This window comes from Simiduia sp. 21SJ11W-1, assembly GCF_024138675.1.
GTDB lineage: Bacteria > Pseudomonadota > Gammaproteobacteria > Pseudomonadales > Cellvibrionaceae > Simiduia.
On sequence record NZ_CP090959.1, the window covers coordinates 165,938 to 192,565 of the forward strand.

Below are 26,628 nucleotides of genomic sequence, written 5' to 3' on the forward strand. Positions count from 1 at the left end.
GTGAAAGAAACGCCGGCAGCCTCGGTTTTTTTTGCCTAAATTGTTTTCACCTACTCTCTTAGTCGCTAGAATGCGCGCTTTTCCACTATAGGAAACAGGTGATCATTATGGGAAACAAGACCCCACTGTTTGAGGCTCACAAGGCCATGGGTGGCCGCGTGGTGGATTTTGGCGGCTGGGATATGCCTGTCAACTACGGCTCGCAGGTAGAAGAGCACCACAAGGTGCGCACCGAGGCCGGCATGTTCGACGTTTCCCACATGACCATCGTGGATGTTACCGGGGCCGACGCCAAGGTGTTTCTGCAAAAGCTGCTGGCCAACGATGTGGCCAAAATCGAATCGGCCCACGGCAAGGCCATGTACACCGGTATGCTCAACGAGCAGGGCGGTGTCATCGACGATTTGATCGTCTATTACATGGGCGACTGGTACCGCACGGTGGTGAACTGCGCCACCCGCGAAAAAGATCTGGCCTGGATGGCGCAAGTGGCGGCAGATTTTGACGTTGCCATTACCGAGCAGCCGGGCCTTGCCATGGTTGCGGTGCAAGGCCCCGCAGCCATCGCCAAAACACAGCAAGTATTGGCCGGTGCGGCCGAGCTGATTGGCGGCTTGAAAGTTTTCCAGGGCGCGACCTATGGCGAGTGGTTCATCGCCCGCACCGGCTACACAGGTGAAGACGGCCTGGAAATCATGGTGCCGGCAGATGAAGTGGTTGGCTTTTGGCAGGCGCTGGCTGATGCCGGAGTGCAACCCTGCGGCCTGGGCGCACGCGATACCCTGCGCCTGGAGGCGGGCATGAACCTCTATGGCTCTGATATGGATGAAACCATCTCGCCGCTGGAGGCCAACATGGGCTGGACCATCGCCTGGGAGCCAGCCGAGCGGGACTTCATTGGCCGCGCTGCGCTGGCCGCACAAAAAGCCGCCGGTGTTAAGCGCAAGCTGGTGGGCCTGGTGCTGGAAGAAAAGGGCGTGCTGCGCGGCCACCAGAAGGTGATAGTGCAAGGCTCCACCGAAACCGGCGAAGTCACCAGTGGGACATTCTCGCCAACCTTGGGGTATTCTATCGCCCTGGCGCGCGTACCGGTTGAAGTGGGCGATACTTGTCTGGTAGAAATACGCAACAAACGGGTGCCTGTAAAAGTGGTGAAGCCAAGCTTTGTCCGCAACGGTAAAAAGATATTCTAATTGATTGTAATTTGAGCGGCGCGCCGCCACGAGGAGCTTCCCATGAGCGAAATTCGCAAAGAACTGAAATACATGTCCAGCCACGAATGGGCGCGCATCGAAGATGATGGCACCGTGACTGTGGGCATTTCCGATCACGCCCAAGAAGCACTGGGTGATGTGGTTTACGTAGAAACCCCGGAAGTCGGCGCCACTGTAAACGCCGGTGAAGAAGCCGGTGTGGTTGAATCTGTAAAAGCCGCCTCTGATATCTTTTCGCCCATTACCGGTGAGGTTATCGCCGTTAACGAAGCCTTGGAAGATGCCCCTGAAACCGTTAACAGCTCGCCCTACGATGACGGCTGGTTCTTCAAGGTGAAGCCCACCGATTTGAGCGAGCTCGACGACGCCCTGGATGCCGACGGCTACGCCGCCGCCTGCGAAGACGAGTAAATAATAAGCCCCGCGAAAGCGGGGTTTTTTTTGCCTTTAAAACGAACCTTGTATGCGTACTGAATCATCCAATAATGCCGCGGGCCTTGATGTGGCAAGAGATAACATCTTCGCAAGAATTGCAGATCGGTACGATTGGTTGTGCGACATCTTCAGTTTTGGTATTCACCGCTATTGGAAATCGGTAGCGGTCAAGGAAATCCTGCGCCACAAACCTCAGGTCATTCTGGATGCTGCCGCTGGCACAGGCGACATATCTGTTCGGCTGGTGCAGCAAAAAGAATTGCACCCCTCAACTATCGTTGTTTCTGATATTTGCGATGCCATGCTGCGCGTGGCACAAAAGCGGCTGGCACGTCATACCCATGCGCATAATCTTGAGTTCGCGCCTGCCAATGCTGAAAGGTTATCTGAATTTAACGAGCAAACATTTGATTGCTACGTTATGTCTTTTGCGCTCAAAATTTGTAATAGGCAGCGCGTATTGGAGGCCGCATATGGGGTGTTGAAGCCAGGCGGCGTACTGATTATGGTAGAGGCCTCACGCATAAAACCTGCTTGGTTGCAGGCCCTGTATTTAGCGTATATGTCGTTGTGTATGCCCATCATCGGCTGGCTTGCAACCGGCGGTGATGCCTCTGCATACAAGTACCTTTTAACCGGAGTTAAGGATATTCCCGATGCCGAAGTGGTGGCAGAGGAAATATCCGCCTGCGGTTTTACCCAAGTTAACTATAGGCGCTTAAGCCTGGGCATTGTGGCAATTCATTCAGCCATAAAGCCACCCGCGCTAACCTAATCTGCCGCAAGAATATTTGTCGCAAGCCCGTCAATGGTGGTTTGGTTTTTCTCCTCCCAATAACTGGCAATACCTGCCTCGCCCTTGCGCTCGGCCCAATTTTTTAGCAAATCGCGATCGCCCTGGTAATCGAACAGGGGCACGGCCATGCCGCAGGAGTTTTGCACCAGTTCCACCTGCAGGTCGAAAATCTGGCGGGCCCCGGCTATGGGGTTAAAGTGCGGGTAGAGGCTTGGCCATTCGGCCGCTCGTGGGTGGATCACCTTTGCCTTGCCGTACAGGCGCAGAATATTGGGCTTGCCTTCAAAGGCTGCAAACATCAGGGTCATGCGGGGGTTGAATTGCACGTGGGCGGCAGATTCATTGCCGCTGCCGGTGACATTAAGCCAGATTACCCTGTTGGGCCCGAGCACACGCAAGGAATCCATGCCCTTGGGCGAGATGTTTACGCGGCTGTCGTCTGTTGCCGTGCCCACGAAAAACAGCTTTTGGGCTTCAATAAACTGGCGATTTTTTTCCGAGATATGGTCGAACTGCTGTCCCATAGCGGGCCTCCCTGCGTTGATAGTTATGCGCGCGCCCAGAACCGGCGGCGGCATTGGCATTGGTGGCTGAGCATGCTAGCGCATTTCTGGGGCTTTGAACCCGAAGATGCGCCACAGCCTGCAATCGCGCGTGGTCTATACTGACCCGAAACAACCATCTGGCGCCTGTAATGCCCTCTTCGTTTAAAAACTCTTTCTGGCTGGCCCTCTGCCTTTTTACCTGTGATGTACAGGCGGACATGCGCCTCGCTGTGGTAGATGCCACGGGTCGGCCAGCGCCAAATGTGGTGGTTGTGGCGCCAGATGTAGCCTTCGAGCGGCCGGAGCATGCGGTGTTCATTGATCAGCGCAACATGCAGTTTGTGCCCCATGTCATTGTGGTGCCATTGGGCCAGCCGGTGTATTTCCCAAATAGCGACAAAACCCGTCATCAGGTGTATTCGTTCTCGGCCCCCAATAACTTTGAACTCAAGCTCTACCGCCAGCACGATGCGCCGCCGGTGTCTTTTAGCAGTGTTGGCGTGGTGGAGCTGGGTTGTAATATCCACGATGCCATGAAGGGCTACATCTATGTGACCCAAGCCACAAGCTACGGGGTAACCGATGAACAGGGCTTGCTAACCCTGCCGGGCCCGGTGAGTTTGCCTGTCAATCTCCACATTTGGCACCCGGTTATGGGCGCTCGCAAGCCGCAAAGCCTTTTGCTAACCGCCAATGCGCCCATTCAGTTAAGCGAGGCGCTACCGGAAAAGGCCAAGCAACCCAGCTCGTCTTTGCGAGAGCGCCTGCAACAGTTCAAACAACGCGATGATTAGCTTCCGCGCGCGCCTGCTGTGTATTTTTATCCCGCTGTTGTTGCTTACATTGGGTGCCATCACCTGGTCTGTTTTTAGTGCAACCAAAAATGCAGGCCAGGCCTTTGCAAATAATGAACTGGATGTGGCCGAGCGGGTGTTCGATCAACTAATTCGCGAAGATCGAACCCAGCTTAAAAACAGCGTGACCATACTGGCGGAAGACTACGGCTTTCGGCAGGCAGTGGCCACCGGTGAGCGGGATACGCAAATTTCGGCACTGGCCAATCATGGTGAGCGTATTGGTGCTGAAATTGTATTGCTCACCAATGCCGCAGGAGAGGTGCTTTTAAGTAGCCACGATCTGCAAGAGGCCCAATCAACCATTGTGCGCGATGTGCAGCAAGGTGCCAGTTTTGACATGCTGCTTGAGGTTGAGCACAAGCCTTACCAGTTTGCCGTAGTACCGGTATATGCCCCTAACCTGTTGGGTTGGGTTGGCCTTGGCTTCCCGCTTGATGAGGCGCTGCTTAAAAAATTCAAATCCATTTCTCGGGTAGATGTCACCATTATGGTAGGCCGCGAAGTGCTGCCAAACCTGACCACGCTGGCACCGGGCCACGACCTGCTTGAAAATAAAGCGGCAGACAATTTTGGCCGCGCCGAGAACTGGCTAAGCCGCACCGTCTGGCTTTCTGGCGCCGGGGGCGATGAACTCAGCGCATTGCTCACGGTTTCTGCCTCAGATATAAAGGCGCAATTTAATCAGTTGCAACGCCGGTTGGTGATCATTGCAGCGGTCACGTTAATACTAATTATTCTTGCTGTGTTCAGTATTGCCAACGGCTTAAGCCGGCCGCTTTCGGTGTTGGCGGCGGCGGCAGATCGCATGGCCGCCGGCGACTATGGGCGCGAAATTTCTTTTAGCCGCGCCGATGAAATCGGCCAGCTGGCAAGTTCTTTAAACAGTATGCAGGCGGCCATTAAAGACCGTGAGGCACACATTACCTATGTAGCCGAGCACGATGAGCGTACCGGCCTGCCCAATCGCGAGAAGGCCCAGCAAATTCTCAATGAACTGTTTGATGAGGGCACAAGTTTTACCGGGGTATTGCTGCGGGTAACCAATATAAAGCGCCTTAACGATCTTTACGGCATCTTGTTTGTGCAACGCTTTGTACCCCTAATGGCCGAGCGCATGCGCAATGAAGTAACAGCCTGTGGCACACTCGCGCGCTTGGGTAGCGACGAATTTTTACTCATCATGACCGCAGGTTCAGTGATTAACCGCCAGGAAATCACGGCCTTGGCTGAATGTTTCAAGCACCCTTTTAGCCTTGATGGCGTGCAAATTGTATTTGAAGCCGCAGCCGGCGTAATAGAGTGCCCGGAGCAGGCGGCAAATTATGAGGAGCTGATTCGCCGCAGCAATATCGCCTTGGCAGAATCCGTGCGGGCAGGCAAAAACTTCTACGACTATCAAGCCGGTGCCGATGAATCGCACTTAAGAAAGCTCAACATCACCGCGCGGTTGCAGCAGGCCATTGCCAATCATGGTTTTGAGTTGTTTTATCAGCCCCAGCAATCATTGCTAGACGACTCCATTGAAGGCCTTGAGGCATTGATTCGCTGGGAAGATGAGGTTTTGGGGAAAGTGTTTCCTGATGAATTTATCCCTCTGGCCGAGGAGTCTGGCCTGATCAGCGATATTACCCGCTGGGTGCTTGCCCAAGTGCAACAGGACCTAAAGCACATTGGCGAGGCCGGGGGTGCGATAGAAGTGAGCATTAATTTATCGGCGAAAGATATTCTTGATACCGATATGCTCGATACCCTAACCCGGGCCGCTACCCAAACGATGCCGGCCGGCTGCAGCCTGGCTTATGAAATCACGGAAACGGCTCTGGTGACCGATGCACATTCGGCTCGCGAGAATTTGCTGGTATTACAGCGCGCCGGCATCCGGCTTTCCATGGATGATTTTGGCACGGGCTTTTCTTCGCTTTCGCAGTTGAAGATGTTGCCGGTTTCCAAACTGAAAATAGATAAATCTTTTGTGCTTGAATTGGCCAAAGATCAGGATGATCAGAAAATTGTTGAGGCAACACTGGGGCTTGCCAGGGCACTGAACCTCTCGGTAATTGCCGAGGGTGTAGAAGATGAACAGGCAAAAGCCCTGCTGCGGCGATGGGGCTGCCAAAGTATTCAGGGCTACTATCTGGCAAGGCCAATGACCCTTGCTGCCACACTAAAATGGCTGACGGAATACAACAGCGCATCCATGGAAAGCCGCACGCATTCCTGATAGTGAACCCAACCCAATGTCCGTGTCTGCATGAGAGGATGTTAAATGAAAATAAAGTTACGCCAACTGGTGCTATTGCTGTTGTGTAGCTGGCTGTTGCCGGCGGCCGCGCAACACCGCATTCTGGCAACCCCCGGGGCCATGCAGCTTGAGGGTAGCGCCGGCGGTGGTTTGGTGCCTTGGGCTGTGATTGGCAGCTACGCGCACCGGGACGAATGGGCGGCCTCCGCTGCCCTTACGGCAGTGCAGCTAGAGGATTTCACACTTTCCCAGGCGGCACTGTTAGTTGGTTGGGACAACCGGCTAGAGCTTAGCTACGCACATCAAACCCTGCGCCTTGGCGATCGTGCCGCCGATGAGCTGGCCGCTATCACCGGCGGCGCCTTTTCAAGCCTTACCATCGAGCAGGATGTGTGGGGTGCGAAGGTGCGCCTGGCAGGTGATGTGATCTATGGCGCCCTGCCACAGGTGAGCGCAGGCGTGCAATACAAAATAAATCGCAATCCGGCGATTGCCACCAAGGTGCTGGGCGCAAAATCTGATACCGGCATCGACTATTACCTGGCGGCCTCAAAGCTTTACCTGGATGCCCTCTGGGGCCGCAACGTTTTACTGAATGCAACGGTGCGTCATACCAAGGCTAACCAACTCGGCTTGTTAGGCTTTGGTGGCGATGGTGATGCAAGGCTGCATGCAGAGCTTGCAGCCGCTGTGTTTTTTAATCCGCACTGGGCAATGGGCGTGGAATATCGCCAAAAGCCGGACCTGTTAGCCGCAGTAAAAGAAGACCCTTGGGCCGATGCCTTTGTGGCGTGGTTTCCCAGTAAGCGGCTATCAATAGTGGCGGCCTACGCAAATCTTGGCAATATTGCGCTGTGGGATAACCAGCGCGGTTGGTATTTATCGGTACAGGTAAATAACTGATGTTGGGAAAATTATTAATAATACGGGCAGGTTTTTTGGCCGCGGGTTTAGCGCTTGCAGCCTGCGTTCAGGCGCCGCACAACCAGGATGCCAATAGCCTCTATCAGCGGCTTGGAAAAACCCCGGGCATTAGCGCGCTGGTAGATAATTTTTTATATGAAATTGGCGATAGCGAATTATTGCGCCCGCACTTTGAGCAAACGGATCTCGAGCGCTTTCGTGAAAAGCTCATCGAGCAGCTGTGTGAAGTAAGCGGTGGCCCCTGTGAATACACCGGCGACTCCATGCAGGAAGTACACAGCGGTATGGCCATTAATAATCGCCACTTCGATGCCACAGTAGCGGCACTTATACGTGCCATGAACGCCACAGGTATAGATGTAGCAAGCCAGAATGCTCTCTTGAAGCGGCTTGCCGCCATGCACCCCGAGGTGATGGCGGAGACTTTGGATTAACAGTTTGATGTTATGCCGCGGCGCCTTCTAGCTTTTTTCTGAGGCTCTTTGCCGCCTGTACCATTACCGTTAATGCCGCTTTGGTTTCAGGCCAGCCGCGGGTTTTTAAGCCGCAGTCAGGGTTAATCCATAGATTTTGTGCGGGTATTTTTTCAGCCGCCCGGGTAATCAGGCCTTCAATCCAGCCTTGGTTTGGCACATTGGGCGAATGAATATCGTACACACCCGGGCCTATGTGATTGGGGTAGGCAAAGTGATTAAAGGCATCCAACAGTTCCATTTTCGAACGCGATGTTTCGATAGTGATCACATCGGCATCGAGTGCGGTAATGGCCTCCATGATGTCGTTGAACTCTGCGTAGCACATGTGGGTGTGAATTTGGGTGTGGTCTGCCACTTCGGCGCAGCATACGCGAAAGGCGTGCGTGGCCCAGGCGAGATAATGTGGCCAATCCTTTTTGCGCAGCGGTAAACCCTCGCGCAGTGCTGGCTCATCGATTTGAATGATGCCAATGCCCGCAGCCTCTAAGTCTTGCACTTCATCGCGTATGGCTAGCGCAATTTGTTGGGCCGTGGTGCTGCGTGGTTGATCGTCGCGCACGAAAGACCAGCACAAAATAGTCACGGGCCCCGTGAGCATGCCCTTCACGGGTTTGTTAGTAAGGCTTTGGGCGTAGCGGGCCCACTCAACGGTGATGGGCTGGGCTCGCGCAACATCACCCACAATAATGGGCGGCTTTACGCAGCGTGAGCCGTAGCTTTGCACCCAGCCGCACTGGGTAAATACAAAGCCTTCCAGTTGTTCGCCAAAGTACTCCACCATGTCGTTGCGCTCGGCTTCGCCGTGTACCAGTACATCCAGGCCGATCTCTTCCTGCACGCGGATGGCGTGTTTGATTTCCTGTTGCATGAGCGCGGTGTAGTCGCGCTCGCTGAGTTCCTGGGCTTTGTAAAGCCTGCGTGCCCTGCGGATTTCGGCCGTTTGCGGAAACGAGCCAATGGTTGTGGTGGGCAGTGGTGGCAATGTGAATGTTTGCTGCTGGATTTTAATGCGCTCTTTAAAGGCTGTTGGGCGCAGTGCGTTGTGATCACCCAGGCGCGCAACCCGGGTGTGTACCGCGCGCTGATTTATGCGCGGCGATTGTTGGCGAAGCGCGCGTTGTGCACGGTTTTCTGCCAGCGCCGCTTGCACCTCGGGGTTTGCCGGTTCACGCAGTGCGCGCGCAAGTAATGCAAGCTCCTCAAGCTTTTGCTGGGCAAAGGCAAGCCAGGGCTTTACATCTTCTGGCAGCGCTGTTTCAGCCGCTAAATCTACGGGCACGTGCAGTAGCGAGCACGAAGGTGCAAGCCATAGCCTGTCGCCCAGCCGCTCGGCAATGGGCACAAGGCGCTCAAGGGCGGCGTTAAGGTCTGTGCGCCAGATGTTGCGCCCGTTAATAATCCCCACACTTAATACCTTGTGCGGGCTCAGGCGATCGAGCAGGCGATTGATGTCTTCGGCGCCGCGCACGGCATCAATGTGCAGGCCTGCAACGGGCAGTTGCAGCGCTACCGACAAATTATTGCCCAGTGAGCCAAAGTAATTCGCCACCAGTTGATTGAGCCCGCGAATTTGCAATTTGTGATAGCAGGGCTCAAAGGCCTGTGCCCACTCTATGGGCAAATCGAGCGACAGTATGGGTTCATCTATTTGTACCCATTGGGCACCGGCATCGTGTAGCTCTTGCAGCAATTGACGATACACAGGCAGCAAGTTTTCCAAGAGTGAAAGTTTATCTGTTGCAGGCTCTGTGCATTTGCCCAGCCACAAATAAGTGAGCGGGCCGATGATTACGGGCTTGGCGTTACGGCCTTGGGCGCGGGCTTCGCGGGTTTCATCAATGATCTGCCGGTAGCTCAGTCGAAATTGCTGGTTGGCTTCAAACTCTGGCACCAGATAGTGGTAATTGGTATCGAACCATTTGGTCATCTCGCTGGCGGCATTGGCCGCGCAGCAATCCTTTTGAGCGCGCCCGCGAGCCACGCGAAAAATAGTATCCAAGTCCACCGGCTGGCCCGGCGTGAAGCCCGCTCGTGCCGGTATTACACCCAGTGTGGCAGAGAGGCTTAGCACCTGGTCGTACCAGGCGAAATCCCCCACGGGCACCCAGTTAAGCTGTGCTTGGCGCTGCCAATGGGCGCGTCGCAAGTTTTCGCCGGTTGCAAGGAGTGTGGGCAGATCGCTGTTGCCGGCCCAATAGGCCTCTAGGGCGAACTTGAGTTCTCGCTTGGCGCCAATGCGCGGAAAGCCTAGGTTGTGTATCTGTGCCATGAGGTGCCTGCCTGTTGAAAAGTTAACGTGGCGGCATTGTGCGAAGCCTGATAGGGTGAATCAAACTGATTGTTTTTCTATTTAAAGTGAAATTAATTCATATATCTGCGAACCCCAATGAACCTTGAAATTCGTCAACTGAAAACCCTGGTGGCCCTGCGCGAAACGGGCACGCTGGTTGAAGCTGCGCACAGGTTGTGCTTAACCCAATCGGCACTGTCGCACCAAATGAAAGAGCTGGAGCTGCAACTGGGCGGCCCGGTATTCGTGCGCAAGAGCCGCCCCATTCGCTTTACGGGCGCGGGCCTCAGGCTTTTGGCGCTGGCCGATACGGTGTTGGGTGCGCTCGCTGATGCCGAGCGCGATATTCAAAAGCTGGTGCACGGTGAAGCAGGGCGGCTATTTATGGCCATTGAGTGCCACAGCTGCTTTAACTGGCTGATGCCGGTGATAGACGCGTATCGCCCCCACTGGCCGCAGGTGGAGCTGGATTTTTCCGGTGGCTTTACCTTTGAGCCACTGCCTGCCTTGGTGCAGGGGGAGGTGGATCTTGTGATTACCACCGACCCGCAGCCCCTCAAAGGTATAGTGTATGCACCCCTGTTTGACTGTGAAATGCGCCTGGCCGTGGCGCCCGGCCACCCCCTTGCCTGCCGTGAGCGGGTTGAGGCCGCCGATATTGCGCAAGAAACATTGATTACCTACCCGGTATTGCCAGATAGGCTTGATATTATTTCCCGCTTTCTGGCGCCAAAGGGTGTGGCACCGGCCATTCGCACCACCGAGCTTACACTGATGATGGTGCAAATGGTGGCCTCGGGCCGGGGCGTGTGCTGCTTGCCCAATTGGGTGCTGGATGAATACGCTAACCTTGGCAAGCTGGTGAGCCTGCCCCTTGGTGATGGCATGTGGAGCCGGGTGCAACTGGCCATGCGCGCAGACACCCAGGCCACCGCTTATGCGCAAGATTTCATTCGCCTGGCGCGCGCGCATTGCTTTGCCAGCCTCTCGGGTATTCGCCCGGTGCAGTTAGAATCAGACAGTTAATCAAAAATAAGAAAAGGGATGAACGCTATGGCGCCCACCAAACCGAAAAAAACCAATACCCGCGGCGCCTGGCTGCTGAGTTTGTTCGCCCTGCCCTTTGCCTGCGTGGGCGTGGGCTTTTTGCTGTTCAGTATTATTCCATCGGTTGTTGAATGGGCCCAGATGCAAAGCTGGCAGCCTGTGAGTGCCGAAGTTCTGAGCGCCAATACGCGGGTGAGTCGCGGCGACGACAGCACCACCTACGAAGCCCAGGCGCGCTATCGCTACGTGTACCAAGGTGGGCAATATGAAAGCGCGCGCGTGGGCATTATGTCTGGCGCAGATAACATTGGCCGTTGGCAGCAAGCGCGTGGCGCCGAGCTCAAGCGCGCGTTACAAAACAAGCGCGCTATTACGGTGTATGTGAACCCAAATGAACCGCAGGAGGCCGTGGTCTACCGCGAGCTGCGCTGGGGCATGCTCGCCTTTAAAAGTATTTTTGTGGTGGTGTTTGGGGGCGTGGGCATCGGCCTGATTTGGCTTGCCTGGCGCAAGGCCGATGAGCCGGCAAGCCTTGAAGGGGAGCCCGAGCCTTGGCGGCTTCGCAAGGCGTGGGCAAACCCCGTGCACTCCAACAGCAAGCTGGGGCTGTATGTGATCACGGGGTTTGCGATTGTATGGAATGCGCTGTCGCTGCCGGTGGTGTTTGTGGTGCCAGAGGAGTTGGCCAAAGGAAATCAGGCAATACTTTTTGCATTGGTTTTTCCGCTGGTGGGAGCCGGTTTAATTATTGCGGCCATAGTGAAGTGGCGCCAGTGGTTGCGCTTCGGTGCCGTGCCCTTGCACATGAACCCCTGGCCCGCGCAATTGGGTGGCCAACTGGCGGGCAAGCTGGCCTTTGCCCTGCCCTATAACCCGCATGCGCGCGTAGAGTTACGCTTAAGTTGTATTCACAGCTATTACAGCGGCACCGGAAAAAATCGCGAGCGCAGAGAAAAAATAGTTTGGCAGGCAGAAGGTTATGCCAACACAGAGCCCGCACCGGTAGGCAGCGCTGTTGAGTTTGCCTTTGATATTCCGGCCGACCTACCCCATTCGCAACTGCCGGATGAGCGCTACCATTTTTGGCGTTTGGATGTGTCTGCCAATATTCCGGGTGCCGATTTTTCACAGCAATATGAGGTGCCGGTATTTGCCACAGGTGAGGCGCCTGCGCGCCGAATGGCTTGTGCGAGCGCGCACCCGGAAATGGCAGCCCTGCGTGAGCAGCGCCTTGAAAAGCTGCTGAATGCGCGGCAAATTCCTGAGGGTATCGAATTGTTTTATGGCATCGGCAGACGCCTGGTGGGGCGCACCATCGGCTTGGTGATCGGCGCGGGAATGGCCGTTGGCGGTTGGATGATGGGCAGCTCAAATGCGCCCATTATTTTCCCCATTGTGCTGGTTGGCATAGGCGCAATTATGGCCTTGGTGTGTGCCTATGGTTTGTTAAACAGCTATTTGGTGAAGGTGGGCACGCGCGGTTTGTACACCGAGCGACGCCTGCTAGGGGTGGTGGTAGCCAAGGGTTTTATCGCGCCGGCTGAAATCAAAGGGCTGGAAATAAAATCCAAGGGCAGCTCGCAGGTTGGCACTAAACACACAGAGCACTTTGTTATTGATGCATTGTTGAATAATAAAAAGCGCGTGCGTGTAGTGGAAGATCTGGATGGCCGGGCTATGGCCGAGCAGGCGCTGGAAGCGGTTAGTTTGCTAAGTGGCGTGAGGCCACTTTAGTGCCGCAGGTTTTACAACAAGCCCTGATCACTCAATTGCTGGCGCAGGTTTTCGAAATCGTATTGGCTAAGGCCCACGTAAATAAGAATTTGTTCTTGCAGCCGCTGCCATTCGTGATCTTCGGTTTGCTGGCCAAATATTTTGTAGTTGCCGCAAAAATGCTCGGCAATTTTTAATACTGCAAGCAGGTTTTTTTCGCGGCTATCTACGCTATCGCTCACCAGTTGTTGCGCCACTTGGTGATGATTGTGAATGGCCTGGCACAGATGCTGGGGCAGCTTCCACGAGCGCGCCACATAGTAACCCACCACGCAATGGTTGGTGTGTAACTCGGCATTTTCGGTGGCGTTAATGGTGTTGATCGGGTCTGCGTAGGCGCGCTGCATCACCTCCGGGTAGTTTTCGTAGCGCATCATCAACAGCGGGATGCCGCAGTTGTGAAATAACCCCAAGGTATAGGCTTCTTCCGGTGAATCTATGCCTATCTGCTTGGCGACGTGGGTGGCCACCTGGGCGATGTCTATGGCGGTATCCCAAAATTTGCCGAGCGCAATAATTTGTTCGTCAGACAGGGCACCTCGAATGGAGTGCGCATTTACCAGGCTGATTACACTGTCTATGCCAAGCAAGTTCACTGCCTGCTGGATAGACGAAATTTTATTGGTGAGGTTAAAAAACGGCGAGTTCACGGTTTTTAACACCGCCCCTGCCAAGCCCACGTCCTGGCTGATAATTTTGGCCAGCGCGTTAATGGAGCACTGCGGGTCGAGCTGCTCCATCTGCAGGTCTACTAGCACCTGCGGTTGGGGGGGGATGTTAATCCCCTTCAGGAGCGAAGAAATTTGTGCGTCTGTCAGTTCCTGGGGCATGAAATGTTCCGGCTGGTTGGCAGGTTCAGTTTAGATGATGGCTGCGAAAACGCAGCCCGAACACTAGTTTTTTGTGGCATAAAAAGTGGCCAGGCCTGAACCGACGCGGCCCGCCCGCCCGGCAACACAAAGCGCGCACGCCCAGGCCCCAGCGGCTATACTGCGCGCTTTTACGCTGAGGTGGCGCCATGTCTCTTCCTGTTTTACAGCTTAAATCGCAGGCCGATCGCCGGTTGCGTAAAGGCCATTTGTGGATTTACAGCAATGAGGTGGATGTGGGTGCCACACCGCTCAAGGCATTGGCTGCCGGTGATCAGGTAGAGGTCACCAGTGCCAATGGCAAAAGCCTGGGGGTTGCCACGGTGAACCCCGCCAACCTGATTTGCGCGCGCTTGGTGAGCCGCGATACGCGCTACCCGCTGGATAAGTCGCTGCTGGTGCACCGCGTAAAACAGGCGCTCGCCCTGCGCGAAAGTTTTTTCCCGGCGCCTTACTACCGGTTGGTGTATGGCGATAGCGACCTGCTGCCGGGGCTGGTGGTAGATCGCTTTGGCGATGTGCTGGTGGTGCAGATTGCCAGTGCCGGTATGGAGCGGGTGCGCGATGACATAGTGGCGGCAATGGTGCAGGTGTTAAAACCTGCGGGCGTATTGCTGGCCAATGAACACAGCGCGCGCGAGCTGGAGCAGCTGCCGCTGTATACAGAAGTCGCCTACGGTGAGGTGCCCGCGGAAGTCGAGCTGACAGAAAACCACACCCGCTTTTTGGCGCCGGTGCGCAGCGGCCAAAAAACCGGCTGGTTTTATGATCACCGGTTAAACCGTGCGCGGCTTCAGCAATTTGCCCCCGGCAAGCGCGTGCTGGATGTGTTTTCCTACATTGGCGGTTGGGGCCTGGCGGCGGCACAGGCCGGTGCCCGCGAGGTGGTGTGCGTAGATGCCTCTGAAGCTGCCATGGCGGGTGTGGCGGCCAACGCCGCGCTGAACGGTTTTAGAGAGCGCGTAAGTACATTGCAGGGCAAGGCGATTGCCGTGATGAAGCAGCTGATTGATCAGGGCGAAGTGTTCGACATTGTGGTGCTGGACCCGCCTGCATTTATCAAAAAGCGCAAAGACCACAAGGCGGGCCTGGCGGCCTACCGGCACATCAACGAGCTGGGCATGCGGCTGCTGGGGCGCGATGGCCTGTTAGTCTCTGGCTCTTGCTCTATGCATTTGGCCACCGGTGAGCTTGAGTTGTGTATTCAGGGGGCGGCGCGCCACCTGGATCGGCAGGCGCAGTTAATCGCCCGTGGCAGCCAGGGGCCCGATCACCCGGTGCACAGCGCCATTGCGGAAACGGAATATTTGAAAGCCCTGTTTTACCGCGTGTATCACGCCTAGGCCGAGTGCCCATTGCAGCGTTGGGCGTGTCCACAGTGCGATAGACGCCTGCACTTTCACCTTCTTGGCTATGGTGGCTGGCGTAAAAAGATCGGCTGTAAGCTGTAAGTTGGCCCGGGCGCTAGTGCACCTGGGGCTCGGGTTTCAAGGGTTCGGCCAGCTGTTGCAGCGCGGCAATGGCGGCCACCCACTGGGTTTCTGTGGCATCACCTTCCTCCGGCAATTTACTCACCAGGCGCACCGCCGCCTGCCACTGGTTGCGCCAGCTTGCGCTTGCGCCCTTGGTCCAGTGATCCAGCAAGGCGTTGGCTGACGGTGTGTCTTGCGCCAACAGCGCAAGGCTTCCCAATTGGGCGCTCAGGGCATTGCGCCCGCGCCCGCTGTAGGCGTTGTGGGGCTGATAATCCAGCTCGGGCATCGCCTGCACATCTAATTGCGGTTGCAGTTGTTGGTTGATCAATTGTTGCTCTATTAAGTAAAGCGTTGACGCCCTCAGTATTTCCGCCCGCTGATGAGGGGTCAGCTGCAGGTAGGTTTGCGCAAGCGCACCTTCTGCAGCCCAATGGCTTTGCAAGCGGGTAACGTCTTCAATGGCGAGTTCAACCATTAACCCCAGCAACGCACGGCGCCGGTTGTTGGGCATGTCTGCCACTTTGGGGGCATCTTTGCCTGCCGCGGCCGGGGTTTGTGGCGCATAGTCTGAGGCCGGGCGCTGGCCGTTGCTGCCCCATAGCAGGTAAGCGATGGGGTGCAGGCCAAGGGCGCGATCTTGTTCATCAAACTGTTGGTGGGCCTCACGCAGGGCTTTGGCGGTTACTGCAATGGCGATGTCGTTCACCAGCCCCGAGTGGGTGTAAACATCGTAGTAGTCCAGAAATCCCGGTTGAATAGGCCAGCCATCCAGGTAGTTGTATTGGGTGTCCAGCGGTACCAAGAGCCCCGGGTGGGCTTCAGCCATGGCAAAAAACAGGCTCAACGCCTGCAGGCTGTCGTGGGCCTGGTGCCATTGATCGCGCGCCTTGGCCAGCTGCGTGGCATCGGGGTTGGCCAGCAGTGCCGCCACCGCTTCACGCAGCACCACCAGTTGTTCGTGGCTTTGGGCAAGTAACGGCGTGCCTGCCTCCCAGATGGCGCGCGAGGGTTCATCCAGCTGGGGCTGAGGGCTCGCCTTGGCGGGTGCGGCTACTTCGGTGGGCGCCGGCGTTTCGGATTTCTCCTGGCAGGCGGCTAAACACAGGCTGGCCAAGGCCAGGGCAATAATGAGCGTGCGCATGGTTCGATCCTGAACGGTTATCGCAAACTGATAATAGGCCAGCCCCGTTGTTCGGCGGCGGCGCTGAGCTGTGGGCATGGGTCTACAGCTATGGGGTGGTCCACTTCGGCAAGCAAGGGTAGGTCATTTATGGAGTCGCTGTAAAAGTAGCAGGTCTCACCTTGGCGTTTTTGATCGGCCATAAAGCCTTGCCAGCGCGCCACCTTGCCCGCCTGGTAGCAGGGCGGGTCGATAATTTCGCCGGAAAACTGCCCGTCGATGACCTCGGGCTCGGTGGCGATCAGCTGGTCCACGCCCAGTGCCTTGGCAATGGGCGCGGTAATAAAGCTGTTAGTGGCCGTGATAATCAGCAAATAATGGCCCTGGGCGCGGTGGCTGGCCAGCAGTTCGCGGGCTTTGGGCAGCATCAGGGGCGCAATTTTGGTTTGCATGAAATCTGCCAGCAGCGCCGCGCGCTGGGCGCTACTGAACGCGGCCACCTGGGTGAGCACAAAGCGCTGGTAGGCGTGAATGTCCAGCTCGCCACGCTGGTAGTCGGCGTAGAATTGATCGTTGGCGCGCCGGTAGTGATCGGCATCAACCAGCTCGCGCTCCACCAGAAACTCGCCCCAGCTGTGATCGGAATCGCCGGCAATGAGGGTGTTGTCTAGGTCAAAAATCGCTACAGTCACGGCTTTTCCAGGGTTGTTTTGTGGGCGCGGCAAGGATAGCGACTTGGCTCGGGCCATACAATGGATTGTTATCAGGCGTGCGAGCGTGCGGTTAAATTGCTGAATACACAGCAGTTATGGAACAATAGCCGGCAGCATGAATAAAAGGATCACACCGTGATAGACAGTGATGGCTTCAGACCCAATGTGGGTATCATCGTAGCGAATGATCACGGGCAGGTATTGTGGGCGCGCCGCATCGGCGGCCAGGATGCCTGGCAGTTCCCCCAGGGGGGGATCAACCCTAACGAATCTGCCGAGCAGGCGCTGTTTCGCGAGCTCTATGAAGAAGTGGGCCTGGCCCCGGACGATGTAGAAATTGTCGGAAGTACGCGGGGTTGGCTACGCTATCTACTGCCAAAAAAATTATTGCGCCGCGGCTCTAGCCCGCTGTGCATTGGCCAGAAGCAGCGCTGGTACCTCTTGCGCTTAAAGGCCGATGAATCAAAGATCGACTTGCATACCCAGAAAAAAGACGAGTTCGATCACTGGCGCTGGGTAAATTATTGGTACCCGCTCGGCAAAGTGGTGTCGTTCAAGCGCGATGTGTACCGCAAAGCGCTGCGCGAGCTGTCGCCTTTGATGTGCCGGCTGCAGCGCGAGGGCGAGCAGCCCGCACCTGCCAATGGGAGCAAGGCTGCCGGGCCCAAGCCCGCATCAACCACCGGAACCTACGGAACATAGGAGCGTAAACTTTGGCCGCGAGCATGCTCAATTCGCTGCGCAATATCGTGCAGGAAGTTAACGCCGCTCGCGATCTGCAGTCTGCGCTGAATATTATTGTGGCGCGCATCAAGGCCGCCATGCACACCCAGGTGTGCTCGGTTTACCTGCGCAACGACCAGCGCCAATACGTGCTCATGGCCACCGACGGCCTGCACCCGAAGGCGGTGGGCAAGGTCAGCCTCAAATCCGAAGAGGGCCTGGTGGGGCGCGTGGTGAGTCGCGAAGAGCCGCTCAACCTCGAGCACGCCGAAACCCACCCCAGCTACCAGTATTTCCCTGAAACCGGCGAAGAGCGCTTCAGCTCATTTTTGGGTGTGCCCATTATTCACCACCGCGAAGTGTTGGGGGTGTTGGTGGTGCAGCAGGTGGAGCGGCGCCGGTTTGATGAAGGCGACGAGGCCTTTTTGGTCACCCTTTCCGCCCAGCTTGCCGGGGTGATTGCCCATGCCGAGGCCACCGGCGTGGTGGTGGCGGTGGCACAGGGCAAGGGCGAGGCCAAATTCATAGGCACCTCTGGCTGTGCGGGCGTGGCCATTGGTGAGGCAGTGGTGATCAGCCCGCCGGCGGACCTGAACTCTGTGCCTTATCAGGTGGTGTCTGACATAGAAGAGGAAACCGCCTTCTTCTACCGTTGCCTGGGTGCGGTGCGCGACGACATCCGGCGCATGGGCGATGAGCTGCGCAGCCGCCTGTCGCGCGAAGAGCAGGCGCTCTTTGATGCCTACCTCGCCATGCTCGACGATGCCTCCCTCGGGCGCGAAGTGATCGAGCGCATCAATCAGGGCGTGTGTGCGCCCTATGCCTGGGCTGAAGTGATTCTCGAGCACGAGCGCAACTTTTCCTCCATGAACGATGCCTACCTGCGCGATCGCGCCGCCGATGTGCGCGATCTGGGGCGCCGCGTGCTGGCCTACCTGCAGGAATCGGCGCAGCTTTGTAAGGTCTACCCGGACAACACCATTTTGGTGGGCGAAGAGCTCACCGCCTCCATGCTTGGCGAAGTGCCGGCAGAAAAGCTTGCAGGCCTTGTGTCTGTTGAGGGTTCGCGCAACTCCCACGTGGCCATTCTGGCGCGCGCTATGGATATTCCCACGGTGATGGGCGCGATTGATTTGCCCTACACCAAGCTCGACCAGCGCAAGCTGATTGTGGATGGCTATAACGGCATCGTGTATGCCGACCCGTCCAAGCCGCTCAAGGCCCAGTACAAGGCCATCTTCAAAGAAGAGCAGGCGCTGCAGAAAGACCTTGAAACCCTAAAAGACAAACCCTGTGAAACCACCGATGGCCACCGGCTGCGGCTGTGGGTAAACACGGGGCTGATGGCCGATGTGATGCGCTCGCTCGATCGCGGCGCCGAGGGCGTGGGCCTGTATCGCACCGAAGTGCCCTTTTTGTTGCGCGACCGCTTCCCCGGCGAGGCCGAGCAAACCAAAATCTACCGCGAGCAACTGGCGGCCTTTGCACCGCGCTCGGTTACCATGCGCACCCTCGATGTGGGCGGTGACAAAGCCCTGCCCTACTTCCCCATCGATGAGGCCAACCCCTTTTTGGGCTGGCGCGGCTTGCGTGTAACCCTCGATCACCCGGAGATCTTTCTGGTGCAGGTGCGCGCCATGTTAAAAGCCAGTGAAGGCTACGATAACCTGCGCATCATGCTGCCCATGGTTACCAATATTCCGGAACTTGAGGCGGCCACAGCGTTGATCAAGCGGGCCTTCAACGAGGTGATGGAAGAGGGCCACCGGGTGGTATTCCCGCCGGTGGGCGTGATGGTGGAAGTGCCGGCGGCTGTGTATCAGGCGCGCGAATTTGCCGCCCGCTCGGATTTTTTGTCGGTGGGCAGCAACGATCTCACCCAGTACCTGTTGGCGGTTGATCGCAACAACGCCCGGGTGGCCGACATCTACCAGAGCATGCACCCGGCGGTGCTGCGCGCACTCATCCAAGTGGTTGAAGGCGCCCACGCCGAGCAGGTGGATGTGTCTATTTGTGGCGAAATGGCCGGCGACCCGGGTGCTGCAGTGCTGCTGATGGCCATGGGCTTTGATGTGCTCTCCATGAGTGCTACCAACCTGCCCAAGGTGAAATCGGTGCTGCGGGCTATCTCCAAGGTGCAGGCCGAAGACCTGCTGGCCGAGGTGATGCAGTTGTGCACCGCCGAAGAAGTAGAGGCCACGCTTAATGATCGCATGCAAACCATGGGCATCAAGCGGCTGTACCGGCCCAACGTTTAGCGGGCTGACGGAAAACTGCCTCGCCTTTAACCGCTGTTCCACCGTTCTTGAGACTTGAGACTTGAGACTTGAGACTTGGGATTCGGGATGAGGTTTGTGTCCGTCACCCGCATGGGTTTATGCAACTGTTGGCAAAGCTTTGCTTTGTGGTTGCTTAAACGCCAGCAAGCAGCGCTTACAGGCCGGCCCCGGTGGGTATTCACGCCGTGTCGCAAACCTCATGCCGGATTCCACGTCCTGCCAGTAGTTAGGGGCCTGCGCTGAAGGTATGTCCTGTATCCATTGAGTATTGAACGTAAAAAATGGATGAGCGATGACTGCGTCAGGGTTTTTCACTCAAGGCAAAGTTAAAGCTGACCTCGCCCGTACAGGCGCCCTGCCTATCAAAACTCCGTTCCAGAAACGCCACATGGCCCAAGGCGTCGCACAGCAGCAGGGTGCTGGCCCGGGTGCCGTATTCGGGCGAGACGATAAACCGGCTCGACAACAGGCGCTCCGCAGTCTGACCCACGCCTGTGTCGGGCAATTGGTCTGCCGGTGCCTGGCTGCAATCGGCCAGTAAATCCCACAGGCTGTGCTTCAATTGGGCCGGATCCGGTGAGCTGGCCACTAGGCGTTCGAGCGCGCGCTTGCCGGTTGCCACTTTGGGCCAGGGCGTGTTCAGGCTGGCGTTGCTAAGGCCGTGCAGCCCCGGTTTTAGTTGCTGCTGATAAAGCCCCTCCGCAACGGTGCGATTGCTGCCGATGTGCAGCTGCCAGTGGCCGCCGGGATGGGTCGTATCGGGCAGCCATTGCCCCACCAGCAGGTTGAAACCGGTGAATTGGTTGGCGTCGATACCGCCCAAGTAGCCGGCCGGCGACTGCCCGCTGGCCAGATACCCCGTCACCAGCTCGCCCCGGCTGCGGCTGCCCTGGGGTTGGCTTGGGTTGCGTACATTGGTGAGCAGTGCCAGCCGCCCGGCCCGGCTCAGCGCCATCCAGCTGCCGCCGGCCGCGAGATCCCTGCCGCCCAGCCAGTCTGGCTGCTCCGGCCAAAAGCCCGCCGCGCGCGTGGGCCGGGCGTGCAGTTCATCGCGGTTTGCGGCAACGATCAGCCGCCACTGCGGGTGGTGTTGGTGGGCTATAAAAACAAGGCACATGGCTTTGGGGTTTCAGCTGGCGATGGAAGGCAGCATAATGCCCGCCTCTAGAGTGATACAACCCAATGGATGCCCTATGAAATACCCCGATTTAGACCCCGTCGCCTTTTCGATTGGCCCGGTTGAGTTGTTTGGCAGCAGTTGGGGGCCGCTCAGTGTGCATTGGTACGGGTTGATGTATCTGGCAGCGTTTTTGTGTGCAGGCTTTATTGCCAACCGCCGCGCGCGTAAAGCGCACAGCCCGGTGACGCCGGCGCAGGTGGAAGATCTCATCATGTACGGCGCCTTCGGGGTAATTCTGGGTGGGCGTTTTGGCTATGTGTTGTTCTACAACTTCGACCGCTTTCTGGAAGATCCGCTGTGGCTGATCCGCATTTGGGAAGGCGGCATGTCGTTCCACGGCGGCCTCTTGGGCGTACTGATTGCCATGTTCGTTTACGGGCGGCGCATCAACCGCGGCTTTTTCCAAATCACGGATTTTATCGCCCCTATTGTGCCCCTGGGCCTGGGCTTTGGGCGGCTCGGAAACTTTATTGGCCAGGAGTTGTGGGGCCGCCAGACGGATGGCCCATGGGGCATGGTATTCCCGCGCGACCCCGAGGCCTTGGCGCGCCATCCCTCGCAGCTTTATCAGGCGGCGCTCGAGGGCTTGCTGCTATTTATTATTCTCATTTGGTTCTCTGCCAAGCCGCGCCCGCGCATGGCTGTGAGCGGGCTTTTCCTCGTGTGTTATGGCAGCTTCCGGTTTTTGGTGGAGTTTGTGCGCGAGCCGGATAACCACATCAACTTCGACCTCTTTGGTTGGGTAACCCGCGGCCAGGTGTTGTCGGCGCCAATGATTTTGATCGGGCTGATCATGCTGGCACTGGCCTACCGCAAGGGCGCAGCCAACGCCAAAAACGCTAAATAACAAGGGGCAAATCATGCAGCAATATCTCGATTTAATGCGCCATGTGCGTGACCAGGGTGTACAAAAGGGCGATCGCACTGGCACCGGCACCAAGAGTGTATTCGGCTACCAGATGCGTTTTGATTTGGCCGAGGGTTTCCCCCTTGTGACCACCAAAAAGTGTCACCTGAAATCCATTATTCACGAGCTGTTGTGGTTTCTAAAAGGCGACACCAACACCCGCTACCTGAAACAAAACGGCGTGAAAATTTGGGATGAGTGGGCCACGGAATCGGGTGATCTAGGCCCGGTGTACGGCCATCAGTGGCGCTCCTGGGAGGGCCCCAACGGCGAGGTGGTTGATCAAATCACCGAGCTTGTGCAGATGATCAAAACCAAGCCCAATTCGCGCCGCCTGTTGATATCGGCCTGGAACCCCACCGCCCTGCCCGATGAATCCCTGTCGCCCCAGGAAAACGTGGCCCAGGGGCGCATGGCGTTGGCGCCCTGCCACACCCTGTTCCAGTTTTACGTGGCAGAGGGCAAGCTGTCTTGCCAGCTGTACCAGCGCAGCGCCGATATTTTTCTGGGGGTGCCGTTCAATATTGCCTCCTACGCGCTGCTCACATTAATGCTGGCGCAGGTATGCGACCTGGCGCCCGGTGATTTTGTGCACACCTTTGGCGATGCCCACCTCTACAGCAACCACGCAGAACAAGTAGAGCTGCAGCTTTCCCGCACACCCAAGCCTCTGCCCACCATGCGGCTCAACCCCGCGGTGAAAGACATCTTCAGCTTCACCTACGAAGACTTCGAGCTCACAGGTTACGACCCGGATCCGCACATCCCGGCACCTGTGGCCATTTAAGGATCTCCATGACAGAAATCGCACTCATCGTTGCCATGGCTGAAAACCGCACCATCGGGCGCGACAACCAGCTGCCCTGGCACCTGCCGGACGACCTGGCCTATTTCAAGCGCGTTACCCTGGGTAAGCCGATAATCATGGGTCGCAAAACCTATGAATCCATTGGGCGCCCTCTGCCGGGGCGCGCCAATCTGGTGGTTACCCGCCAGCCTGGCTGGGCCGCCGACGGTGTTACAGTCTGTAACTCTCTAGAGGCCGCCATCGCGCAGGCGCGCGCGCAAGCGCTGGCCGCGGGAGTCGACGAAGTGATGGTTATTGGCGGCAGTGAGATTTACGCACAGGCCCTGCCGGAAGCCAGCCGGTTATACTTGACCCAGGTGCACGCCCAGATAGACGGCGATGCGCATTTTCCACCGCTGGATGCGGGTCAGTGGCAGCAGGTTAGCGAAGATCGTCGGGCGTCAAGTGGTTCCAATCCGCACGACTATTCGTTTATAGTGCTGCGTCGAACGTGATTCTTGGCGCAATTTGCGGCAAGTTCACAGCGAGTCACCAAGCAGTTGTGTGTTTTTTGGGCTGGTGTTACCGCTATTGGATGTACATTCCGACAGTTGTTACCCATCTGTTACCGCGATGTTACCTAAAAGCACAAACTGATTTTGGGATTTCGTCTAGTCGTTGAATCTTGGCGAAGGGGGTCTTTACAATGCCTCCCTTAACTGTCGCCAGAGCAACGCGGATATACGTGTGTGTGGCAGTTGAACTGACGCATACAAGTTGATTGCAAAAGCACCCGAGTTGGGGGAACTATGAAGAAGCAACGATTGAAAGCCGTGGCCTTGTCCACCGTGCTTTCTGCAGGCGCACTGATTGGCAGTGTGGCCCAGGCAGACCAAACCCTGAATGCGATTCTGCAGACAGGCCAAGCTAAAACTACGGCGGCTAAGCAGTCTCAGAAGCGTATCGACAAGATCGCTGAAGACACCAACGCGCTGCTGCAGGAATTCAAAACTGTTAACAAGCAGATTGAAGGCTTGCGCGTTTACAACGCCCAGCAGGAAAAGCAGATTGCTAACCAGTTGGTGGTGTTGAAAGATCTGGAAGAGTCCATCGATCAAGTGACTGTGATGGAGCGTCAAATCCAGCCCCTGATCCTGCGCATGTTGGATGGCCTGGAGCAGTTCATCAATTTGGACGTGCCCTTCCACCTGGACGAGCGTCTGGAGCGTGTTGAACAGCTGCGCGCCAACCAGGAACGTGCCGACATTACCGTGGCCGAGAAATTCCGCCAGGTGCTTGAAGCCTACAAGATTGAATCTGAGTACGGTCGCAAGATCGATACCTACAAAGACACCCTGAACATCGGTGGTGTTGATCGCGAAGTGAACATTCTCCGCGTTGGCCGCGTTGCGTTGATGTACCAGACTACCGACACCAAGTTGTCCGGTGCCTGGGATGCCCGTCAAAAGGCATGGGTAGAGCTGGATTCCGGCGAATACCGTTCATCAATCCTGCAGGGTATCAAGATCGCCAAGAAACAAGCGACCAACGATATCATGGGCTTACCGATTCTGGCTCCGGAGGCTAAATAATGAAGATGTTTGCTAAGCGCTGCCTGATCGTTGCAGCCATGGGCTTGTTCGGCGCCAGCACTGCCGTTGCGCAGGACGACAAGGCCGCCTCACTGGACCAGCTGTTAAAGATGGTTCAAAACTCCAAAGTTTCCGAGTCTCGTGAACACAAACAGCGTGAAGCTGAGTTCCTGCGCGACAAGGCCAACCAGCAGTCTCTGCTGAACAAAGCCAAGGCCACCAAAGCGGCTGAAGAGCGTCGTTCAGAAGAGCTGGAAAAGAAATACAAAGAGCAAGAAATTCAGGTAGCAGCCAAGCGCAAGCAGCTGCAAGAGCGTTTGGGCTCACTGAAAGAATTGTTCGGCCACCTGACTTCAACTGCCGGTGACCTGCGTTCAAACGTAAACAACTCTGTTGTTTCTGCTGAGCTGGGCGATCGCACTGAATTCCTGGACACCCTGATCGACAAGATGAACTCTGCAACCAAACTGCCTTCAATCGAAGAGATTGAGCGCCTGTGGTTTGAAATGCAGCGTGAAACTATCGAAGGCGGTAAGGTTTCAAGCTTCCAGGCCAGCGTAATCAAGCCAAACGGCGACAAGTTGAATCAAACTGTTGTGCGCATCGGTAACTACAACCTGGTTTCCGAAGGCAAGTACCTGAGCTACACGCCCAAAGACGGCAAGATCGAAGAGCTGGTTCGTCAGCCCGATGATCACCTGTCTGGCGCAATGGCACTGCAAAACGCAGACAGCGGCTTTACCAAAGTAGGTATTGACCCCACTGGCCCATCAGGCGGTTCACTGCTGGCGGCGCTGATCAACAGCCCTTCACTGGAAGAGCGTTGGCACCAGGGCGGTACCGTGGGTTACATCATCTCTGCGGTGGGTGTATTCGCAGCCCTGCTGGCTCTGTGGCGCTTCATCGTGCTGATGGGTATCAGCAGCAAGGTTTCTGCCCAGCTGAAAGCACCTAAAGCCAACACCAACAACCCACTGGGTCGCGTGTTGAAAGTTGCCGAAGACAACCCAGGCATGGACGGTGAAACACTCGAGCTGAAACTCGAAGAAGCCGTACTGAAAGAGCGCCCTGCGATTGAATCTGGCCTGCAACTGTTGAAGATCATCTCTATGGTTGCCCCGCTGCTTGGTCTGTTGGGTACTGTGACCGGTATGATCGTAACCTTCCAGGCCATCACCATCTTCGGTGCAGGCGATCCTAAGGCCATGGCCGGCGGTATCTCCGGTGCTCTGGTAACTACGGTACTGGGTCTGGTAGTCGCTATTCCGACAGTTCTGATGCACACCCTGGTTAACACCAAGGCCAAGCGCGTTATCCACATTCTGGATGAGCAAAGCGCTGGCATCATTGCTGAAAACGCCGAAAAGAAGTAGGAGATAAACCATGTTGGCATTGATGGACGCGTTAGCAGCCATTGACGCCTTTATGGACTCGGGCGGCCCGATCCTTAAATGGATCGCCGTCCTGACCTTTGTCATGTGGACCCTCATTTTCGAGCGGGTTTGGTATTTCAAAGGCAGTCTGAAAGGCGACGTGCAAACTGCACTCGATAGCTGGGAGGCTCGTAAAGAGCGCAAATCCTGGGCTGCGCATCAGGTGCGGTACGCGCTGATTTCACGCATCTCGATTAAGATCAATAGCAACATGGACATGATCGCAGCAATGGTTGCGCTGTGTCCTCTGCTCGGTCTGCTCGGTACCGTGACGGGGATGATCGAGGTATTCAACATCCTGGCAGTGACCGGTGGTGGTGATGCCAAATCCATGGCGAGTGGTGTGTCTCAGGCCACCATTCCAACCATGGCTGGCATGGTAGCTGCGCTCTCGGGCGTATTTGCCAATACCTTCCTGACCCGAACAGCAGCCAATGAATCCCAGTTGCTGGCCGACCATCTCACGATGGATCATTAATCGCTAACGCGAGGCCAGGCGAAGCGGCGGGTCTTAGACCCGTCGCCCGTTAACCAGTTACAACGAGAACCGTCATGAGTAAAAGACCAACCCAAGAAGAGGAAGCCGGCGCGATCGATTTGACGCCCATGCTCGACGTGGTATTTATCATGTTGATCTTCTTCATCGTGACCGCATCGTTCATTAAAGAAGCCGGTATTGAAGTTAATCGCCCGGACGCTACTACTAGCCTCCTGAAAAAGAATGCCAACATTCTGGTTGCGATTAATGCCAATAACGAAATTTGGATTGCCAAGCAGCAAGTGGATGAGCGCGATATCAAATCGCACATTGAGCGTCTGCACGCAGAAAACCCGAAGGGTGCGTTGGTAATTCAAGCGGATAATGATGCTCAAATCGAATTTGTCCAAAAGGTTATCGAGGCTGCGCGTGAAGTGTCTGTTCTCGATGTGTCAGTCGCCACAGAGAAGTAA

At 56.4% G+C, this 26,628-nt stretch carries 25 protein-coding genes; 19 read left to right on the forward strand and 6 right to left on the reverse strand.

All coding sequences use genetic code 11. The features are described from left to right. Positions 1-107 precede the first annotated feature (107 nt). The 3 genes from gcvT to L1F30_RS00830 are packed head-to-tail and all read left to right on the forward strand — an operon-like array spanning position 108 to position 2,424. Positions 108-1,193: a glycine cleavage system aminomethyltransferase GcvT gene (gcvT, locus tag L1F30_RS00820; RefSeq protein WP_253358297.1), complete on the forward strand. Its 1,086-nt coding sequence runs from the start codon at positions 108-110 to the stop codon at positions 1,191-1,193. A gap of 42 nt (positions 1,194-1,235) precedes the next feature. After that, positions 1,236-1,625, forward strand: coding sequence for a glycine cleavage system protein GcvH (gcvH, locus tag L1F30_RS00825; protein WP_253358298.1), 390 nt, complete (start codon positions 1,236-1,238; stop codon positions 1,623-1,625). A 52-nt stretch (positions 1,626-1,677) separates the two neighbouring features. Continuing rightward, positions 1,678-2,424, forward strand: a complete 747-nt coding sequence (locus L1F30_RS00830; RefSeq protein ID WP_253358299.1) for a ubiquinone/menaquinone biosynthesis methyltransferase — start codon at positions 1,678-1,680, stop codon at positions 2,422-2,424. Here the strand turns inward: L1F30_RS00830 and L1F30_RS00835 are convergent. Beyond that, positions 2,421-2,969 carry a pyridoxamine 5'-phosphate oxidase family protein gene (locus tag L1F30_RS00835; protein ID WP_253358300.1) on the reverse strand — a complete coding sequence of 183 codons (549 nt, stop codon included), beginning with the start codon at positions 2,967-2,969 and terminating at the stop codon, positions 2,421-2,423. The two genes, L1F30_RS00830 and L1F30_RS00835, sit on opposite strands and share 4 nt — an antisense overlap. Positions 2,970-3,208: 239 nt before the next feature. Between L1F30_RS00835 and L1F30_RS00840 the strand changes: the two genes are divergently transcribed. Genes L1F30_RS00840 through L1F30_RS00855 form a run of 4 tightly spaced genes read left to right on the forward strand, consistent with a single transcriptional unit; the run spans position 3,209 to position 7,447 of the window. Beyond that, the gene (locus L1F30_RS00840; protein ID WP_253358301.1) at positions 3,209-3,784 is read left to right on the forward strand and encodes a hypothetical protein; all 576 of its coding nucleotides are present in this window, start codon (positions 3,209-3,211) and stop codon (positions 3,782-3,784) included. Then, a complete protein-coding gene (locus L1F30_RS00845; protein WP_253358302.1) occupies positions 3,777-6,068 on the forward strand; it encodes a bifunctional diguanylate cyclase/phosphodiesterase in 2,292 nt (763 codons plus the stop codon). Before L1F30_RS00840 ends, L1F30_RS00845 begins: the two co-directional genes overlap by 8 nt. Positions 6,069-6,113: 45 nt before the next feature. Next, complete coding sequence (locus L1F30_RS00850; RefSeq protein ID WP_253358303.1) at positions 6,114-6,992, forward strand: DUF3034 family protein; 879 nt, start codon at positions 6,114-6,116, stop codon at positions 6,990-6,992. A 35-nt stretch (positions 6,993-7,027) separates the two neighbouring features. Continuing rightward, the gene (locus L1F30_RS00855; RefSeq protein ID WP_253358304.1) at positions 7,028-7,447 is read left to right on the forward strand and encodes a group 1 truncated hemoglobin; all 420 of its coding nucleotides are present in this window, start codon (positions 7,028-7,030) and stop codon (positions 7,445-7,447) included. Between the two features lie 10 nt (positions 7,448-7,457). Here L1F30_RS00855 and metE read toward each other — a convergent pair whose 3' ends face one another. Beyond that, positions 7,458-9,758 (reverse strand): 5-methyltetrahydropteroyltriglutamate--homocysteine S-methyltransferase, encoded by a 2,301-nt coding sequence (metE, locus tag L1F30_RS00860; protein ID WP_253358305.1) that lies wholly within the window; start codon positions 9,756-9,758, stop codon positions 7,458-7,460. Between the two features lie 117 nt (positions 9,759-9,875). On the opposite strand from metE, the gene L1F30_RS00865 reads away from it, so the two are divergent. Both L1F30_RS00865 and L1F30_RS00870 read left to right on the forward strand, forming a co-directional pair. Next, positions 9,876-10,805, forward strand: coding sequence for a LysR family transcriptional regulator (locus L1F30_RS00865; protein ID WP_253358306.1), 930 nt, complete (start codon positions 9,876-9,878; stop codon positions 10,803-10,805). A 27-nt stretch (positions 10,806-10,832) separates the two neighbouring features. Further along, positions 10,833-12,560: a DUF3592 domain-containing protein gene (locus L1F30_RS00870; RefSeq protein ID WP_253358307.1), complete on the forward strand. Its 1,728-nt coding sequence runs from the start codon at positions 10,833-10,835 to the stop codon at positions 12,558-12,560. Between the two features lie 11 nt (positions 12,561-12,571). Here L1F30_RS00870 and L1F30_RS00875 read toward each other — a convergent pair whose 3' ends face one another. Next, positions 12,572-13,429 carry an HDOD domain-containing protein gene (locus L1F30_RS00875; protein WP_253358309.1) on the reverse strand — a complete coding sequence of 286 codons (858 nt, stop codon included), beginning with the start codon at positions 13,427-13,429 and terminating at the stop codon, positions 12,572-12,574. Between the two features lie 188 nt (positions 13,430-13,617). On the opposite strand from L1F30_RS00875, the gene L1F30_RS00880 reads away from it, so the two are divergent. Next, positions 13,618-14,811 carry a class I SAM-dependent rRNA methyltransferase gene (locus L1F30_RS00880; RefSeq protein ID WP_253358311.1) on the forward strand — a complete coding sequence of 398 codons (1,194 nt, stop codon included), beginning with the start codon at positions 13,618-13,620 and terminating at the stop codon, positions 14,809-14,811. A gap of 121 nt (positions 14,812-14,932) precedes the next feature. Here L1F30_RS00880 and L1F30_RS00885 read toward each other — a convergent pair whose 3' ends face one another. Together L1F30_RS00885 and L1F30_RS00890 are read right to left on the reverse strand one after the other, a co-directional pair. After that, positions 14,933-16,084: an imelysin family protein gene (locus L1F30_RS00885; protein WP_253358312.1), complete on the reverse strand. Its 1,152-nt coding sequence runs from the start codon at positions 16,082-16,084 to the stop codon at positions 14,933-14,935. Between the two features lie 17 nt (positions 16,085-16,101). Beyond that, positions 16,102-16,755, reverse strand: a complete 654-nt coding sequence (locus L1F30_RS00890) for an HAD family phosphatase (RefSeq protein ID WP_253358314.1) — start codon at positions 16,753-16,755, stop codon at positions 16,102-16,104. Positions 16,756-16,911: 156 nt separating this feature from the next. Between L1F30_RS00890 and rppH the strand changes: the two genes are divergently transcribed. Both rppH and ptsP read left to right on the forward strand, forming a co-directional pair. Continuing rightward, entirely contained in the window at positions 16,912-17,478 is a 567-nt protein-coding gene (rppH, locus tag L1F30_RS00895; RefSeq protein WP_253358316.1) for an RNA pyrophosphohydrolase, read from the forward strand. Positions 17,479-17,501: 23 nt separating this feature from the next. Then, on the forward strand, positions 17,502-19,757 hold the full coding sequence (ptsP, locus tag L1F30_RS00900; protein WP_253358318.1) for a phosphoenolpyruvate--protein phosphotransferase: 2,256 nt from the start codon (positions 17,502-17,504) through the stop codon (positions 19,755-19,757). 322 nt (positions 19,758-20,079) lie between these two features. Here the strand turns inward: ptsP and L1F30_RS00905 are convergent, their stop codons facing one another. Then, a complete protein-coding gene (locus L1F30_RS00905) occupies positions 20,080-20,895 on the reverse strand; it encodes an NRDE family protein (protein WP_253358319.1) in 816 nt (271 codons plus the stop codon). Between the two features lie 76 nt (positions 20,896-20,971). On the opposite strand from L1F30_RS00905, the gene lgt reads away from it, so the two are divergent. The 7 genes from lgt to L1F30_RS00940 all read left to right on the forward strand — a co-directional run bounded on the left by lgt (position 20,972) and on the right by L1F30_RS00940 (position 26,628). Continuing rightward, positions 20,972-21,805, forward strand: a complete 834-nt coding sequence (lgt, locus tag L1F30_RS00910) for a prolipoprotein diacylglyceryl transferase (RefSeq protein ID WP_253358320.1) — start codon at positions 20,972-20,974, stop codon at positions 21,803-21,805. A gap of 13 nt (positions 21,806-21,818) precedes the next feature. Beyond that, positions 21,819-22,652 (forward strand): thymidylate synthase, encoded by an 834-nt coding sequence (locus L1F30_RS00915; protein ID WP_253358321.1) that lies wholly within the window; start codon positions 21,819-21,821, stop codon positions 22,650-22,652. An 8-nt stretch (positions 22,653-22,660) separates the two neighbouring features. Then, complete coding sequence (folA, locus tag L1F30_RS00920) at positions 22,661-23,167, forward strand: type 3 dihydrofolate reductase (protein WP_253358322.1); 507 nt, start codon at positions 22,661-22,663, stop codon at positions 23,165-23,167. Between the two features lie 294 nt (positions 23,168-23,461). Then, positions 23,462-24,244, forward strand: a complete 783-nt coding sequence (locus L1F30_RS00925) for a DUF3450 domain-containing protein (protein WP_253358323.1) — start codon at positions 23,462-23,464, stop codon at positions 24,242-24,244. Next, positions 24,244-25,617: a MotA/TolQ/ExbB proton channel family protein gene (locus L1F30_RS00930; RefSeq protein ID WP_253358324.1), complete on the forward strand. Its 1,374-nt coding sequence runs from the start codon at positions 24,244-24,246 to the stop codon at positions 25,615-25,617. Before L1F30_RS00925 ends, L1F30_RS00930 begins: the two co-directional genes overlap by 1 nt. A 10-nt stretch (positions 25,618-25,627) precedes the next feature. Beyond that, entirely contained in the window at positions 25,628-26,155 is a 528-nt protein-coding gene (locus L1F30_RS00935; protein ID WP_253358325.1) for a MotA/TolQ/ExbB proton channel family protein, read from the forward strand. Between the two features lie 74 nt (positions 26,156-26,229). Further along, on the forward strand, positions 26,230-26,628 hold the full coding sequence (locus tag L1F30_RS00940; RefSeq protein WP_253358326.1) for a biopolymer transporter ExbD: 399 nt from the start codon (positions 26,230-26,232) through the stop codon (positions 26,626-26,628).